General features: G+C 54.9%; 16 protein-coding genes and 2 pseudogenes. 5 read left to right on the plus strand and 13 right to left on the minus strand.

Annotation, left to right across the window (positions count from 1 at the left end):
* Positions 1–159: 159 nt before the first annotated feature.
* Genes Q0816_RS17075 through Q0816_RS17085 form a run of 3 tightly spaced genes read left to right on the plus strand, consistent with a single transcriptional unit; the run spans position 160 to position 2056 of the window.
* A complete protein-coding gene (locus Q0816_RS17075) occupies positions 160–1176 on the plus strand; it encodes an aldo/keto reductase (RefSeq protein ID WP_298852802.1) in 1017 nt (338 codons plus the stop codon).
* Positions 1173–1625: a MaoC family dehydratase gene (locus Q0816_RS17080; RefSeq protein WP_298852803.1), complete on the plus strand. Its 453-nt coding sequence runs from the start codon at positions 1173–1175 to the stop codon at positions 1623–1625. Before Q0816_RS17075 ends, Q0816_RS17080 begins: the two co-directional genes overlap by 4 nt.
* Positions 1626–1636: 11 nt before the next feature.
* The gene (locus Q0816_RS17085; RefSeq protein ID WP_298852805.1) at positions 1637–2056 is read left to right on the plus strand and encodes a heme-binding protein; all 420 of its coding nucleotides are present in this window, start codon (positions 1637–1639) and stop codon (positions 2054–2056) included.
* A gap of 20 nt (positions 2057–2076) precedes the next feature.
* Here Q0816_RS17085 and Q0816_RS17090 read toward each other — a convergent pair whose 3' ends face one another.
* From Q0816_RS17090 to Q0816_RS17145, 13 genes and pseudogenes are all read right to left on the minus strand, one after another.
* Positions 2077–3081, minus strand: coding sequence for a zinc-binding dehydrogenase (locus tag Q0816_RS17090; RefSeq protein ID WP_298852807.1), 1005 nt, complete (start codon positions 3079–3081; stop codon positions 2077–2079).
* Positions 3082–3090: 9 nt separating this feature from the next.
* A complete protein-coding gene (locus Q0816_RS17095; RefSeq protein ID WP_298852809.1) occupies positions 3091–4164 on the minus strand; it encodes an ABC transporter ATP-binding protein in 1074 nt (357 codons plus the stop codon).
* Between the two features lie 10 nt (positions 4165–4174).
* Entirely contained in the window at positions 4175–4999 is an 825-nt protein-coding gene (locus tag Q0816_RS17100) for a carbohydrate ABC transporter permease (RefSeq protein ID WP_298852812.1), read from the minus strand.
* A 10-nt stretch (positions 5000–5009) separates the two neighbouring features.
* Positions 5010–5897, minus strand: coding sequence for a carbohydrate ABC transporter permease (locus Q0816_RS17105; RefSeq protein ID WP_298852814.1), 888 nt, complete (start codon positions 5895–5897; stop codon positions 5010–5012).
* A 78-nt stretch (positions 5898–5975) separates the two neighbouring features.
* Positions 5976–7379, minus strand: a complete 1404-nt coding sequence (locus Q0816_RS17110) for an extracellular solute-binding protein (protein ID WP_298852816.1) — start codon at positions 7377–7379, stop codon at positions 5976–5978.
* A 62-nt stretch (positions 7380–7441) separates the two neighbouring features.
* Positions 7442–7957 carry a VOC family protein gene (locus tag Q0816_RS17115; protein ID WP_298852818.1) on the minus strand — a complete coding sequence of 172 codons (516 nt, stop codon included), beginning with the start codon at positions 7955–7957 and terminating at the stop codon, positions 7442–7444.
* Positions 7958–8054: 97 nt separating this feature from the next.
* Positions 8055–9704 (minus strand): GMC family oxidoreductase, encoded by a 1650-nt coding sequence (locus Q0816_RS17120; RefSeq protein WP_298852820.1) that lies wholly within the window; start codon positions 9702–9704, stop codon positions 8055–8057.
* Positions 9705–9772: 68 nt separating this feature from the next.
* Positions 9773–10783 carry a LacI family DNA-binding transcriptional regulator gene (locus Q0816_RS17125; RefSeq protein WP_298852822.1) on the minus strand — a complete coding sequence of 337 codons (1011 nt, stop codon included), beginning with the start codon at positions 10781–10783 and terminating at the stop codon, positions 9773–9775.
* 358 nt (positions 10784–11141) lie between these two features.
* Positions 11142–11852, minus strand: a pseudogene (locus tag Q0816_RS17130) (IS30 family transposase).
* Positions 11852–12052, minus strand: a complete 201-nt coding sequence (locus Q0816_RS17135) for a helix-turn-helix domain-containing protein (RefSeq protein WP_298852825.1) — start codon at positions 12050–12052, stop codon at positions 11852–11854. The pseudogene Q0816_RS17130 and the gene Q0816_RS17135 overlap by 1 nt, the downstream one beginning before the upstream one ends.
* 87 nt (positions 12053–12139) lie before the next feature.
* Positions 12140–12739, minus strand: a complete 600-nt coding sequence (locus tag Q0816_RS17140) for a hypothetical protein (protein ID WP_298852827.1) — start codon at positions 12737–12739, stop codon at positions 12140–12142.
* Between the two features lie 295 nt (positions 12740–13034).
* Positions 13035–13277: pseudogene (locus Q0816_RS26095) on the minus strand (hypothetical protein); the annotation flags it as partial.
* 27 nt (positions 13278–13304) lie between these two features.
* Positions 13305–14210, minus strand: a complete 906-nt coding sequence (locus Q0816_RS17145) for a LysR family transcriptional regulator (protein ID WP_298852829.1) — start codon at positions 14208–14210, stop codon at positions 13305–13307.
* A gap of 103 nt (positions 14211–14313) precedes the next feature.
* Here Q0816_RS17145 and Q0816_RS17150 point away from each other — a divergent pair, with 103 nt between their 5' ends.
* Both Q0816_RS17150 and Q0816_RS17155 read left to right on the plus strand, forming a co-directional pair.
* Complete coding sequence (locus tag Q0816_RS17150) at positions 14314–15873, plus strand: sulfatase (RefSeq protein WP_298852831.1); 1560 nt, start codon at positions 14314–14316, stop codon at positions 15871–15873.
* Positions 15857–16843, plus strand: coding sequence for a tripartite tricarboxylate transporter substrate binding protein (locus Q0816_RS17155; RefSeq protein ID WP_298852833.1), 987 nt, complete (start codon positions 15857–15859; stop codon positions 16841–16843). The genes Q0816_RS17150 and Q0816_RS17155 overlap by 17 nt, the downstream gene beginning before the upstream one ends.
* Positions 16844–16873 lie beyond the last annotated feature (30 nt).

The following is a 16873-nucleotide window of genomic DNA, read 5'->3' on the forward strand; positions in this document are numbered from 1 at the left end:
GCATGTGTCCCATATAGTAACTAATCGGTTACTAATATGCAAATACACCAACCTTCGTCAAGTGGGTTGATCGGATTTCGGATTCGAAGTAAATAACCAGACAGTTACTATTTAGCGTGCAATTGGCCCATTCTTTACCTTGCACATAGGGAGGTTCGCATGAATCCGAACACGAGAAACAAGTTTGGCCGCGTTGATCTTGAGGTGTCTGCCTTTGGCTTTGGGACGGCACCCATTGGCAACATTTTCCGCGAGATCGATGAGGCAACGTCTGACGCGATGATCCAGCACGCCTGGGACAAAGGCGTTCGGTATTTCGACACCGCTCCGATGTATGGGCACGGCCTGTCGGAAATGCGGACAGGGCACAGCCTGCGCTGGAAGGACCGTGGTGATTTCATCCTGTCGTCCAAAGTGGGCCGGGTTTTGAAACCAGGACGTCGTCAGGATATCAATTTCGAGCCCTGGACCAACGCCGCCCCCTTCACCATGCATTTCGACTATTCCTATGATGGTGTGATGCGTTCGTTCGAAGACAGTCTGCAGCGCATGGCGCTGGAACGGGTGGATATCTGTTTCATCCACGACATCGACGTGTTCACCCGTGGTGACGAGCAGCCCGAAGTATTCAAACAGGCGATGGATGGCGCGTGGAAGGCACTGGAAAGCCTTAAACAGCAGGGTCTGGTCAAGGCCATCGGCGTGGGCGTGAACGAATGGGAAGTGTGCCATGCCGCACTTGAGCAGCGCGATTTTGACTGCTTCCTGCTGGCGGGCCGCTACACGCTGCTGGAACAGGACGCGCTGGATAAATTCCTGCCGCTGTGCGAAGAGCGCGGTGCTGCGGTTGTTGTTGGCGGTGGCTTCAACTCGGGCATTCTGGCAACCGGTGCCAAGGAAGGGGCCAAGTACAACTATGCTCCGGCCCCCGCGGATATCATGGATAAGGTTCGCAAGATCGAGGCGGTCTGCGCCGAATATGGCGTTCCGTTGCCAGCTGCCGCGCTGCAATTTGTCGTCGCGCATCCGGCGGTTCCAACCTTCATGGCAGGGACGCGGACGGTCGAACAACTGGATCAGAATTTGACTTGGTTCAGCCACGAGATCCCCACTCAGTTCTGGGTTGACCTAAAGGCCAAGGGCCTGCTGCGCGAAGACGCTCCGGTTCCCAAGTGACAGAGTCGTTGAAGGCTGGAACCTACGGCTTTCACGACCTGCGCGTCGGCGACGTAATAAAAACAGGGTCTGCCGAGATTTCAGCGAATCTCATATCGGACTTCGCGGCGCTGACTGGCGACAGGTACGAACTGCACCTGGACGATTCCGCCGCTAAGGTGCGTGGGTTCAAGGCGCGGGTCGCGCATGGGTTGCTGGTTCTGTCGGTTGTCGACGGACTCAAATTTGAAGCCGAGGCCAAACCTGAGGGGCTGGCCTCGTTAGGCTGGGACTGGCGGTTCGAGAAGCCAGTCTTTGCCGGGGATACGATCCGGGCAGAACTTACAGTTGTCAGTAAACGGACAACGACCTCGTCTGAACGCGGCATCATTTCTTTTCGGTTCGATGTATTCAATCAGGACGAAATGCGCGTGCAGCAAGGCACAAACGAACTGATTTTCGACTTATGAACGAGGGAACCATGAAGGTATCAATCACAAAGCGCATGATCACGCAGGAGGCCGCGAACGTTGCGGTTCAGGCCGCTCTGTCTTACGCAAAAGACAACGGATGGGCGGTTGCGGCGATGGTTGTGGATGCAAGCGGCCACATGCTTGCCGCGGGACGGTTGGACAACACCCCAGCGGCCGTGGCCGAATTTGCGCAGGACAAGGCGCAAACGGCGGTGTTGGGCAAGCCGACACGCGATTTCGCCGAGCGCATGTTGTCCAGCCCCGAATTGCAACTCGGGATGGTCAATCGCCCCAGGCTCTGTGCCTGGGACGGAGGGATTCCGATCCACGAAAACGGTATCCTGATCGGCGCAATTGGCATATCCGGCGCTGCCGGTCCTGACGATATCAAATGTGCCGAGGCAGGGCTGCGAGCCATCGGTCTTTGAGCGCTGTTTTCCTCTGGCGTTCAGCTTTCGGCCCAGTCCAGAACGATCAAAGGCTCCGCAAGTGTCCGGCTGGCAATATCCGAGTAGACAGACCCGATATTGTCAACGGGACGCCGAGCCATCAGATCACCCATGTCCAAACGCCCCTTGGCCAGCCACTTCATGGCTTTTTCAAAGCCCGAGAACACACTTTGCGGGGCATTGTTGTATCCTTCCAGCAGCTCTTCCCAAACAAAGTCGCGACTGTGAATCGGCACTTCCCATTCCCATCCGCTGCGCAGGGTGACATAGCCAAAGAAGACTTCTTTCAGGACGTCATGGGCCGGGATTTCGGCCCGCTTTTGCCATGGCACCCCAACCAGAACGACCTCTCCGCCCGGCCGGGCGATGCGGCAGGCGTCAAGAATGGCAGCCTCATGGCCAGAGCAATCAACGACCAGGGCAACCTGCCGCGAGTATTTGGGATCGTCCACCGGCATAGCGGGCAATGCCGTTCTAATGCCCGATTGCTGAACCTGGGCCCGGCGCGTTGCGTCAGGCTCGACCACACTGACCTCATATCCACCAATGCTGAAGTTGTGTGCAGCCAGCAGGCCGACCGGGCCGGCCCCGGTCACAATCACCTTGTCACCTGGGCGCGCCCTTGTGGTCATCAGCGTGGTCATGGACACGCCCATCAGCCGGGCAAGCAAGGCAGTTTCAGCCTCCATTCCCTGCGGCACCGCCAAAGTGTAGCGCACCGGGTATTGCTGCGTCGACCGGTGGTGCCCCATACAAAAGCGCAGGTCCCCGGCAGAGATACCCTGAACCGCCGTCCCGATCTCATCCACTCGAAAGACGGCGGCGTAGCCCGGGCGGATCGGAAAGTCGTCTCCGTTGGCCCAGGCCAGTTCTGTGCCTTGACTGATCAGCGTTGCGATGGTTTGGCCCCGGATCTCGTCAGGGCCAAGGGGGACATCCTGATAATCCGATAGGATAAATGTATTCTTGGCGGGAAAGACGACTTCCTTCGGCATATCGTTCATGCCCTTCTTTCAGCGTGACAGGCTTGCGCCGGTTTCGGTATCGAACAGATGGATGGCATCCGGGTCGAATTGTACGGAAATCTCGGTCCCTGGGGCTGGTCGCCCTAACGCGGGAACTTCGGCGATCAATTCATGCGGTCCGACACGCAGGTCCAGAAGCGCTTCATTGCCGAGGTATTCCGTAACTTCGACGCGCGCCGGAGCAGCGTTTGGCATCTCAGCCCCGGCTAGCGACAATCCGTTCGGTCGTATGCCGATAGTTACGGACTGCCCCTCCGCCAGTCTCCCCTCAAACCGGGGCGGAACTTTGAGGGCCAGGCCATTTGCCTGCAGCTCTCTCTCCCGGACCTGCGCGGGGATCATGTTCATCGGGGGCGATCCGATGAACGTGGCAACAAACATGTTGTCGGGTTGGCTATAGACCTGTTCGGGTGTGCCGACCTGTTCGATATGACCGTCGCGCATAATGACAATCTTGTCAGCAAGGGTCATCGCTTCGACTTGGTCGTGCGTGACATACAGGACCGTTGTACCCAGACGGTTGTGAAGTTTGGCTATTTCAAGCCTGACTTGCGTTCGCAGCTTTGCATCCAGATTGGAAAGAGGTTCATCAAACAGGAACACATCTGGTGTCCGCACCATGGCGCGGCCCATCGCAACACGCTGGCGTTGCCCTCCAGAAAGCTGGGCCGGGCGACGCGCCATTAGTTCGGACAGACCGAGCATATTGGCAATTTCGTCAACCCGCCGTGCGACTTCCTTGGCGGAAAGTCCAAGTGGCTTGAGCGCGAATTCCATATTTTGGCGTACGGTCATATGCGGATAGAGCGCATAGTTCTGGAACACCATCGCCACGCCTCGATCCTTGGGCGCGACTTCATTCACGCGGGTCTCTCCGATCGATAGATTACCATCCGACACATCCTCAAGCCCTGCAACCATGCGCAGGGTAGTTGTCTTGCCGCAGCCCGATGGTCCCAGCAGGACGACGAATTCGCCTTCTTCTACATCCAGATCAATGCCGTGGACGACTTCAACCGCTCCGTATCGCTTGATGACATTTCTCAAGGTTATTTCAGACATAGAATTTCCTTTATTTAACCGATCCCATCGTCAGCCCGCGTACAAGCCAACGCTGGCAGGTCAGAACGAAGACGACACCGGGAATGAGAATGACGAAAGAACCGGCCATGATGCGGCCCCACTGCACCGCGTCGGATGACCAGAAGGACATGACCGCCACCGGCGCCGTTTGCGCGTTGGAACCGGTCAGCATCAGGGCGAACAGGAACTCGTTCCAAGAGAAGATGAAACAAAACACCGCCGAAACGGCGAGGCCGGGCGCGGCCAGCGGCAGCGTGACCTTCCAGAAGATCGAGATCAGCCCATGCCCATCAACTGCTGCGGCTTCTTCCAGTGCGGTGGGCACCTCGTCAAAGAAGCCTTTCATCAGCCAGACGGTCAGCGGAATATTCGCTGTGGAATAGACGATGATCAGCGCAATCGGTGTGTCCAGCAAGCCAACGGTTTTGAAGATGATGTAATACGGCACGACCACGGCAATTGGAGGGAACATGCGCATCGACAGAATCCAGAACGCGACATCGTTCATCCGCTTATGCTTGATCCGGCTGATCGCATAGGCCGCGATGCTGCCGAAAAAGACCGAAAACGCAGTCGATCCCAACGCCACCATTAGGCTGTTGCCGATGAACTTGCCAAAGGGCCGCATCGCGAACAGATCGCGGTAGTGGTCCAGAGTCGGCTCAAAGATCATCGCCGGAGGTTTCTGGAACATGATCGGGCTGGGTTTTACCGAGGACGAGGCGATCAGATAGATCGGCGTCATGAAGACGATTAGGGCAATCCCCAGCAGGGTGTAGACCAGGATCGCTTGTTGAGTGCTTGGTTTGTTCATATCGTCACCGTCAGCTCTGCATCGGATCGCGGTTGAGGGATTTGAAGAAGAAGGTGATCAGCACCACGATAATGATCAGCGACACGAATGAAGCCGCCGCCCCGACTCCCATCTGCCAGAATGTGAAGGACTGGCGGTAGATATAGAGCGACAGCACCTCCGTTGAATCGCCCGGTCCGCCTTTGGTCAGGACAAAGATGATGTCGTAGATCTTGAAGGCGTCGATGGCGCGCAGGAACAGCAGGCTGACCAGAACAGGCTTTAACTGGGGCAGGGTGACATAGCGAAACACCTGCCAGCGCGTGTTTCCGTCGATCTTCGCGGCCTCGTAAGGTTCGGGCGACAGGCTGGTCAGGGCGGCAGCGGTGCCCATCATGATGAACGGCGTCCATTGCCAGATATCGGCGATCGCAATCGCCCACAGGGCCCAGTCCGGCGAGGTGATCCACGAAATGGGGCCGATGCCAATATAGCTGAGGAAATAGTTCAGATAGCCCAACTCGGGAAAATACAGAAACAGCCAGACAAGACCAACGATCACCGGGGAGATCATCATTGGGATTAACAGCAGGGTTCTCGCAATACTCATTCCAGGCAGACGCTGCGTGACCAGAAGCGCAAGGCCAACGCCGATGAACAACTGAATGCTCAGCGTGATCGCCATCAGTTGAAAAGTGATCTTCAGAGCGTGCAGGAAATCGCCTGTCGTCAGCACGTTCTGATAGTTGCTCAACCCAACGAAAACGCGGGGTACGAAGGGTTTGGCCAGATCATAAGACCGAAAGCTCAGATACCCAGCATAGAGCATCGGATAAATGGTCGTCAGGAAAAGGACCAGGATGGCTGGCAGCAGAAAGATCAGGAAGATTGATCTGTTGCGCTTGCGGATATACGCCATGAAGCGAGGCTTTCGTCAGTCTTTGAAAGGTAAACGCTGCCCCGGCACATGGGTCCCGGGGCAGCAGGGAGGCCGGCCTTAATTAAAAATTTCAGCCGGTGCGTCGTTGATCCACCGCAGGCGCAGGTCCTCGGGGAAGACTTTGAGCCGCGTGTTGATCTTGGTGCAAGCGTTGGCCAGCGCTTCTTCGGCCGTTTCCGTCTCGCCTGCCATGTATTTGTTCAACTCAACACCAAAGATTTCTTCCACATCGGCGTAGAACGGGTGAAAGATGCGGCGGCGCGCGTTGTCCTGCGTTTCAAGAAGGACCTTATAATACGGGTATTTTTCCTGCAGATCCGGGTCGGACAGGATTGACTTGTAGAACTGGCTGACGCCCGATCCTTCCTCGGCAAAGCGGCGCATCATGTCGCGGGATGTACCCCACTTGATGAATTCCCACGCAGCCTCTTTCTCCTGATCGGTGGCCTTGGAGTTGATGCCAAAACTCAGTGCGCCGGTCATTGTGGGCTGGGCGGTGCCGTCCCCGGTCGGGCTGGCGGCATAGCCCGCTTCACCAACGGTGGGCAGGACCGCCTCTTCCGGATTGGTCAGGCGCACGGTGCGCACAGACCAATAGCTAGACTGGGCCACCTCGGCCCGTTCCATATAGCCGGTACGGATGTCCCACATCAGGCCCAGGTAATCCGGCGGGTTGAACGCCACCAGCCGTTTCATCACGTCGGCAGCTGCCAGGGCGGCCTCGCTGTCCATGGCGCAAAGGCCAGTTTCAGGATCCCAATAACTGCCGCCAAAACTGCGCATGATCGGGAAAAAGTCGTGCGTGATCGCACCGGCTACACGGCTATAGGCCTGCGCATTGCCATAGAAGTCTTTCTCGAGCGCTTCGCCAGCCAGCGTTTCGCCCGCCTTGCGGGTAAAAAACTCAGCGATGTCGATATACTGATCCCAAGTTTGCGCCGGGGCCAGATCATAGCCGTATTTCTCTTTGAACGCTGCCTGCTCGTCTGCGTTTCCGTACAGGTCCTTGCGGTAATTCTGATGCCAGATCATGCCCGAGGCCGGGAAGGCCAGTAATCGGCCCTGCCATGTGTTTTCCTGAAGCTGGATGGGCAAGATATCGTCCAGGTGGATTTCCTCGGCATCGCGTTTGACCAGATCCGTCAGATCCTCCAGCGCGCCGGATTCACCCAGAACGCCGACCCAGGGGCTGTCGACCCACATCAGTTGATAGGAGGGGCTGTCGGCGCTGGCCTCTATCACGATCTTGTCGATCAGGCCGGGATAGGGGAACATATCGATCTGCACTTTCGCGCCGGTCAGTTCCTCGAACTCGTCCACGATCGGCGCAAGGCGGGTCACAGACGTGTCGCCAATGGCGAGCATCTTGAGTTCAACGCCGTCAAAATCCTTTGCGTGCGCCATTGTCGCTGCCGTGATCGTCACGGCTGACGCAAATGCGGTTAGTCTTAGTGATTTCATGGTTTTTCCTCCGCTGCTTGACGCTTGTCGCGTCTCTGGTGAAACGTTTAATCTATTGTCAATTATTTGCCCTGGGACGGGGTCCAGAGCAGCTCAGAGGCCTCCGCCTCGTAGCCGAGTGGCCCTTTTGCGCTGACGATCTCGATGTATTGGCCCCAGGGTGCGCGCAGATACATCCAGACCAGTCGGTCCATTGGCCCGCCTTCGATCAGGGTAGGACCCTCCAACACATCCACGCCCTTGGCTTTCAGCCGTTCAGCTGTGGCAAAAGCATCGTCGACTTCGAAGGCTATATGCATCGCGCCAACTTCAGCGTTGTGCTTGATCGGCGTCGGATCGGTCACACCGGAATATTCGAACACCTCCAGCGATCCGCCCCGGCCGATCTGCAGAACCCTTTGATCGGATATCTTGCACCCTGCAGGAACACCCAGTCGGGTCAGCATAAAGTCATCATCCACATCGACCGAGCTGCATTCCATGATTGTGACAGCGCCGAATACGTCGGTGAAAAACGCCACGGCTTCTTCCATGTCAGGTACGGTGAATCCGATATGATGCAAACCCAGTGTGTGCACAGCCATCTCCTGTCATTTGATGAAACGATTAACGCACTATTCAGTTACTTAGTCAAGAGGACTTTTATCCTTCCAAAAGATTGAGCACTTACAATGTCTAAACCAGTTCTCGGCGTTTGGAGTTCCGCTCTTCCGCGAAAATGACTGCGGGCAGAGGATCAAGTCCCCGAACCATATCCGAAGCTTTTTCACCGATCATAATTGTTGGCGCATTCGTGTTTGACGAGTTGATCGCGGGCATGATGGATGCATCGCAGACACGGATGCCCTCAAGCCCGCGTAGCTTAAGTTCGGTGTCCACCACCGCCATGTCATCATGCCCCATCTTGCAGGTCCCAACCGGGTGATGGTCAGTCTTGGCGATTCCGACGGCATAATCCAGCACTTCGGTCTCTGATGCGCCGGGGCCGGGCAGAATCTCATGCCGCACATAATCTTCTAACGCCGGTTGCCGCATGATTTCCCGTGCCATTTCCAAACCGCGCAGGGACATTTCGCGGTCATAGGGATCGCCCCAGAAATTTGGGTCGATCAACGGCGCGGCGGTCGGATCGTCTGATGCCAGCCTGACGGTGCCCCGAGACCGGGGGCGCGCAAATGTACTGTTCAGAGTGACGCCGCAGCCATTGACCTTGACGATCCCTTTTTCGATCCCGGATCCTTGACCAAAATGAAACTGCATATCGGGCGCGTCTGCCGTTTCGTCGGCATACCAGAACCCGCCTGTTTCAAACAGTGACGCCGTGACCGGGCCGGTCCGGGTCAGATAATATTGCAGCCCGGCCAGAATGGTCCGGTCAATTCGCTCGGTCCCGTCATACGTATGTCGCCCGGTGCATTCCGAGATTGTACAAAGATCCAGATGATCCTGCAGGTTCGAGCCGACGCCGGGCAAATCATGTATGACGTCAAGACCAACAGATTTAAGGTGATCGGCAGGCCCAACCCCCGACAGCATCAAAAGACGCGGAGACCCGATTGCACCGGAGGTCAGCAAAATCTCGCGATCCGCTCGTAGCGTGATCTGTTCAGACCCTTTCGAGGCTTCAACGCCAACGGCACGCGTTTTGTCAAAAATGATTCGATGAACCTGAGTGCCCGTCATAACCGTCAGGTTCGGCCGCAGCTCAGCTGATTTAAGGTAGGCCTGTGATGTGGAAGACCGGCGTGCATCTTTCTGAGTCAGTTGATAGAATCCGCATCCTGCTTGCTGTCTACCATTGAAATCCGGATTATATGGCAGACCCCATTGTTGGGCCGCCCGAAGGAACGCGCTGCAGATGGGCAAAGCGCCGCGCGGCATGGAAACACCCAGCGGGCCTTCTCCCCCATGGAAATCGTCCTCATACCTCTCGTTTCCTTCGGCGCGTTTGAAATAAGGCAAAACCTCGCGATAGCTCCAACCGTCGCAGCTGTGGTCACTAGCCCAATTGTCATAGTCCAGACGATTGCCACGCGTGTAAATCTGTGCGTTAATCGAGGACCCGCCCCCAACCACGCGTGCTTGGGTGTACCACAGAGAACGTCCGTTCAAACCTTTCTGAGGAACCGTGGACCACCCCCAGGACGCGATGCCCTTTGTCATTTTTGCAAATCCGGCGGGCATATGGAAAAGTGGGCTTCGATCACGCCCACCGGCCTCAATCAGCAGGACTTTGGCATCCCGATCTTCACTGAGGCGGGCCGCCATCACGCAGCCTGACGACCCCCCGCCCACGATCACATAGTCGTAGTTTTTCTGTCGCATTCGCCCAACCTCATGTGATAGTTAGTAACCATATAGTTACTAACTATCACATGAGACCAGGAATTTAGTCAACCCGAACGCGCGACAGAGTCCCGGATGACGAGTTCTGGCTCCAGGATCACGGGATCTATATTAGCCTTGTCCAGACGCATGCTTTTCAACACCAATTCCGCTGAAATTCGACCGATGTCCTGAGGGTGAATATCTACAGATGTCAGGCCAGGATTGAGAGAATCGTTTTGCTGGATGTTATCAATTCCTACAACTGACAGATCCTTGCCTATGCGAATTCCCAGGTGCTTCGCCGCCTTGTAAACGCCAGTTGCCTGGTCATCGTTGAAACACAAAACCGCCGTTGGAAAATTCACATCTCCATAGGCGCCAACAAGTTTTTGATAAACGAAGTCCGGCACTTGTGATCCAGGAACCAAAGTGCAGACCTCGGCGGGAAGTCCAGATTCGGCCAGAGCTTTCAGAACCCCGTTTCTCCGGCCTTGCCAGGTTGTTGTCCTCTCATATCCCCCCATAAACCAAAATGACCGATGGCCGTATTCGATCAGATGACTGGCCGCCAGGTAACCGGACATCTCTTCGTCGGCACCGACAAAAATTGCCCCGGATCCCGGCACATCGCGCACGCACACCACTGTAGGAATATTTCTGGCGGTCAATTCTGTCAAAGATTCAGGCCCAAGAATGTGGACAGGGCTGACGACAACTCCCGCGACGCTTTGCGAGATCATGGACGCCAATAATTTTTGTTGGCGTACAGGATCATTCTGAGCAGTGGCCAGCAAGGTTAGGTACCCCGCCTCATATGCCGACATTTCCAAAGCAGCGACCAACTCGCTGAAGAACGGGTTAACAACCGTGTTTAGAATAACCCCGATAAGAGAAGACTTTCCGGTTCGCAATTGTGCTGCCGTATCATCGCGGAGAAAACCCATTTCTTTGGATATACGCAGAATTTTCTCACGGGTTTTGGTGGATACCCTGCCGGTTTCGCTTAGCGCATATGACACAGTTGCATTGGAAACCCCTGCGACCTTAGCGATGTCAGAAATCTTAACGCGTCCCAACAATTCTCTCCATTGCAATCGACTACAGCGTCAAATTACACGCGCGAAGTTATCACCAGAATCACGGCTCACAAGAGAATGTACCCAGAAAATGTGTTAACGGCGGAGCAATACTCGGCCACGGTAGCGGCATCCTTGGGGAAATGGCAGCCTTTCGGTGAGATCATGTTGAAACCTGTTCGAAATCTATTCGACGGGAACAAACGTCAGATCACGCATGTGAGCGATAGTTGAACTGCGACTCCCATTGTCTCCTAGGGTAGGGGGATCGGCCCAGCTCCGCCATCATTTTTTCTCTTAAGACCTCTGCCGGCGTCTTCCACCCGAGGCAATTGCGCGGCGTGTTGTTGAGGCGGTCTCAGATCATGAATTGAAAATGATCTGCGACCGCCGTGATGTCGCGCCTGCAGGGCAGCCATCTCCGGACGCGTCGGTTGACGTTCTCGACCGTGCCATTCTGCCAGGGCGAGGAGGGATCGCAGAACCACGTCTGTGTGCCGATCTCGGCTTGCAGGTGCGGCCAGCTAACGAACTCAGTTCCGCGGTCGAAGGTGATGGATTTCCGGGCCAGGTGGGGCAGGTCGCGTGCGGCCTTCATGATCTTGCCCATCACCAGTTTCGTGCGCTTGTTCGGATTCTTCAGAAGCACCGTGAACCGGCTGACACGCTCGACCAGCGATGTCACATTGGACTGCCCAAGGCACTATTTGAACAGCATAAGGTCTCCCTCCCAGTGTCCGAACTGGCGGCGGTGAGCAACATCGTCAGGGCGGAACAGGATGCTGACGTCGCGATCGAACTTCGGCGGCACGCGCTTTCTGGCGCGCCGGGGTTTGCGCGCTTTGCGATGGTTTGGCAGATACCACCACAGGTCATCCGCCATGCCTTCTTTGGAATAGATGTAACGATAGATCGTTTCCCGGCAGACCCTGAGCCCGGCGCGCTCGAAAATCATCCGATTGCCGATCTGTTCGGGCGTCCAGCCATTCTTTAGCCGTTCGACAACGCGTTTGCGCAAGTGTGGGTGCCGGACCAGTTTCCGCTGCCGCGCGCGCCGATCGGCCGCCATCAGATGCGCGGCGGCACTGTAGTAGCCATCACATTTGGGCAGACATTCGTCGGAGAAGAAATTCGTTTGATCTCGCGATGGATCGTCGCTTTCGAGCGCTTCAGGACGCGCGCCATCTCTCGATCAGGGACCTTTGCATGTCGCCAGCGTTCGATTTTACGGCGTTCCTCAATGCTCAGTTGCTTGTACACGGCTCCCATGGCACAATCTCCTCATTAGATAACTCATTGTTTTCTAATAGGAGTCGCAATTGAAGGTAGCGCGCACCCATGTTCGTCAATTGGACCTCATAATTTGCGACACATCCCGTCAGATAACTTGGCAATGCCATTTACAGTCTGTTGCCAGCGAATAGAGCCCCGTTCCGTCGGCGGGGGTGCTCGTGGGTTTTGGCAGATCGACCGGACTTGTTTTGATTTGTTCACGCAAACATGGTCGATTTCGTTTTTCGACAACATCTTGGAAATCGATGCATCTGGCTTGGCGTAGGTGAACAAGACGTTGATCTTTCCAAGGGCATCCAGGGTCACCGGGGCGCGTTTGCCCAGTTTTTCGCCATCGGCGACCACCACGCGGATTTGAGCGTTATCAATAGCAAGCCGCGCCAGATTGGCCTCTTGCAGATCATGCAGCATGAAACCCATCTCAGCATTGACCGCTCCAACCGAAAGGATGGCAAAACGGACGTTCAGGCGCTTGACAAGATCCTGCGCTTCCAAACCGAACGCGCCGTGCTGATGCTGACGCTGTGGAAGAGAGAAACCTAGTTCAAGTGGACAAAGGAAACCATTGCCTGAGCGGAATTCCCGCCCCAGACGGCGGGGAGCTATGTCCCGAAGGGGCGGAGGTTGGTCGATCTCGTGCTGGGCCGATGGGATGTGGATCATTCTGCACAACCCTATCCATACATTTGAGACGACCACCACCGGATACCAAAATGAGGCGCGAACTGGCTGACCTCGAAGAGAACCATGTCCCCGGACGGACTATCCAAGTCTCCACTTGACAAGACCGCAATCAGAGAACGGCCCGCGGCATGTGAAGACCGCACTATGAGGCCGCATACATGTCAGCACCCGACTACCCGAATTACCAACCAAAGATTCTTCTTGCCCAAAGGGGGATGTCCATACATGCCGTAAACTTTGGCGTTGATCGAATTATCGCTTTGATCGGCTGTATCTATCCAGCGAGCTCGGCAAATTGATACAATCCGCCTTTCGAATATCCAAGCTGCCACTTGCGGATCATATTGGCAGTTTCAATGCGCGTTCGCTGACGATCATTACTTTCGTTCATGCTTGCAATCATAGCGAAGTTTTGGTGTCCGAGTTCGATCAGATGCTGTGCAACTTCAAAGATTGCCTCGTAATTGTCAAACCCAACATATGGGACAATGCTATCCTCTGAGGTGCAGTAGGTTGTTACTACAGGTAATACCGACTATTGTTTTCACTCGCGGAATTGTTCCATCGCTGACTTGGTCAGTTTCCTGAAACTGGCGATCGTTTCAGAACCTTCAACTATTTTGCGGTAATAGATGGCAACTGGCAGTTCCCAGAGAGCAACACTCGATTTCAGTTGGATCAACCCTGATGCCATCGTCGTCGATCCCGCCAGGGGAGCAATCAAAATGGCAACAAATTCGGTTTTCTTGAGAAAAGATGTCAATGAAGTGGGCGAGTTGGTTCGCATGACAAATTTGGCCGGCGGTAATCCATGTAGGGCGAGAAAGTGGTTTGAGAATTGCACCATGCTTTCATCTTCATAAAAACTCACCCACTTGACCGATGCAAGCTGCTCGGGAGAAACAACAGACTGTTGCGCCAGCTTCGATTTTGGATCCGCCACAATTTTCATGGGCAGGTTGATCATTGGCTCACAGTGGAATTCTGGTGAGGCGAGGCTCTGTACAGACCCGGCCGCAACAACAACATCTAACTCACCATCTATCAATCGCGTGGCAAGTTGATCACCCACACCTGTGATCAAATCGATCGATAAAGCGGGGAATTTCTCATGCATTCTATTCATGACATCGGGCAAAACGGTTGTTGCCCATGCAACACCCGCTCCAACGCGAAGCCTGCCTGTTATCCCACCTGACAAGCCTTGAATCTCTTCATCGACAAACCTGCCGCACTGATGGAGCGTCATTCCAAATCGGTAAAGGACCCCAGCAGCAGGGGTCGGTGACATGCCTTTCACAGACCTGGTGAACAATTTGGCACCCAAGGCTTCTTCAAGGTTTTTCAAACTAACCGTGAGCGCTGGCTGGCTAATTCCCAGCACCTCGGCAGCCTTGTGAATGTTTTTTTCTTCATACACCGCCAGAAACTGTTCAATGCGGCGGTTCATGAATAACGCACTCATACGATAAATCCAAATTATCTTAGCGGTAGTTTTTTGAATTTTACATTATCGCACCAAGAAGTCCATTCTCATTACACAGGAGGGACACATGAAGACAGTTTTTGTTTTGTTCGACAGTCTTAATCGGTCGGCAATGGGCGTATACGGTGGTGTTTCGGTAAAGACGCCTAACTTTGATCGGTTTGCGGCGCGGTCCAAGACCTTTGATCGGCACTATGTCGGCTCATTGCCCTGTATGCCCGCGCGCCGCGACATGCATTCCGGGCGCTTGAATTTCACCCACCGTTCGTGGGGACCACTCGAACCGTTTGACAATTCGTTCGCGCAAATTCTGAAGGACAGCGGCACTTACACCCATCTCATCAGCGACCACCTTCATTACTTCGAAGACGGTGGGACAGGCTTTCACACACGTTTTTCGACGTGGGATTTTATTCGTGGGCAGGAGCACGATCCTTGGGTCGCGATGGTAAAGCCGCCTGTTGAACGGTTCCGCGAAGAGTATTCAGGCAGGCATTATCCTTTTGAGAAATCGAACAAGCGGTTTCAAGGCATGGTCAATCGCGAAGTCATTCGCGACGAGGCTGACTTTCCTGGTCCACAGTGCTTTGCTGCAGGATTAGATTTTTTAGAACGGAACCATGATGCCGACAATTGGCTGCTCATGCTTGAATGTTTCGACCCACATGAGCCGTTCCGTGCACCCCCCCGATTCAAAGACGCTTATCAGAGCGGCTACGACGGCAAGATATTGGATTGGCCTCGCTACGAGCAAGTCAGCGAGTCCGAAGTCGAGATGCGCGAAATCCGCGCAAATTACGCTGCATTGGTCGCTATGTGTGATGAATATTTCGGTCGTTTACTCGATCACTTCGACGAGAATAATCTGTGGAAAGACACGGCTCTCATTTTAACAACCGATCATGGCTTCTTGCTGTCTGAACATGATTGGTGGGGCAAAATGCGAATGCCTTACTATGAAGAAATCAGCCACATCCCGTTGTTGATCCATGATCCGCGCACACCTGAGGCGGCGGGTACCCGAACCGATGCTCTCACGCAGACTGCCGACATTATGCCAACTCTCCTTGGCTTTCACGAAGTTGCCGTGCCTATCGAGGTCAGGTCCATCGATCTTGGGGATGTCATTTCGGGCAAGAACCAGACTGGTCGCGACGTAGCACTCTTTGGTCTGTTTGGTGGCCCGTTAGGCGTCACCGATGGACGGTACGCGCTCTACCATTATCCGCCGGATCTTTATGCGGATGGTCTGCGGGAATACACTCTGGCCCCAGCCCACATGGACGAGTTTTTCACCTTCGAAGAGCTTAAGACGGCCACTTTATCTCCGGGATTCGACTTTACGAAAGGTGTTCCCGTGCTGTCGATTGCAGCCCTTCCCGGAGCCAAGCGAGTACCGATGAACGACGGGTTGGCGTTCCAAGATATCGGCACGCGACTATTTGATCTGGTCGCTGATCCTAAGCAGAAAAACCAACTCGAGAATTCAGGAATCGCGGATCGATTGCTGCGGCAAGCCGTCCGGGTTCTTCAGACCCATGACACACCAGAAGAAGTCTTCCGCTGGTATGGGCTTGGTCATCTACGGGAGAACAACAGGGAGGAAACCCATGAAATTATCAATTAATCTGGTCGCCGCCGCATTGGGCGTTGCGCTGATTGCAGGACCTGTATTGGCGGAATACCCGGAGCGCAACATCGAGAACATCTACCCATGGAATCCGGGTGTCACTATGGCGGCGAGCCAAGTCATTGCCGATGCCATGGGTGAGGAGCTTGGCGTCAATATTTCGGTTGTTTCCACACCGGGGGCAGGGGGCGTGAAAGCATTTGAAACGGCGCTGTCGCGCGAAGCCAACGGCTACACCATCTTTGACGGCTACGTCGCGCCGTTAGTTTTGCAGCCGATGCAGGGCAATGCAGAGTGGTCCTATGAAGATTTCACCCCGCTTTGGTCGGCCACAGCTAATGCGTTTGCGATCGCTGTCCGCAAGGGTGAAGACCGGTTCACTGACCTTCCGGGTCTTATTGAATACATGCGAGAGCGGCCGGGTGAGCTGCGCTACTCACCGGGCTCTCCTGGGGCATTGCCGCACATGTCTGCAGCTAAAGTCATGCAAGTTTCCGACGTTCATGCACAGGTCGTACCGTACCCTGAAATCGACGCCGCCGCTCGTGACGTGCGTGGGGGTATCCTTGATTTCATGGTGATCAACACCGGTGTTTACAAAATCAACAAAGAGGATGTCGATATCCTCGTCGTGCTATCTGACTTCGGGGCTGCATCTGAAACCTATGGCGGGGCTCCGTTGCTATCAGAGTACGGAATTGACACCGGCATGACCGGCCTTTCAACAATGGGTTGGAACTGGTGGTTGGTTCACAAGGATACGCCTGCAGATATCGTTGCCCAAATGCAGGACGCTATGGGTGCAGCATTGGCGCGTGAGGACATTCAAGCTCGTCTGATCGACATGGGCTATGTGCCCACATTGCTCGGCCCTGATGTTTATACTGAAACCGTGGGTCCGATCGCTGACCAAATTCAAGGCGGCATCGATGCCATTGCTTGGGAGCAAGAAAAGCTCGGGCAGTAAAAGACCCTAGCAATTGAGAACTGGGCCGAC

The sequence above is a fragment of the uncultured Ruegeria sp. genome, from assembly GCF_947497005.1.
In the GTDB taxonomy this organism is placed as follows: Bacteria; Pseudomonadota; Alphaproteobacteria; order Rhodobacterales; family Rhodobacteraceae; genus Ruegeria.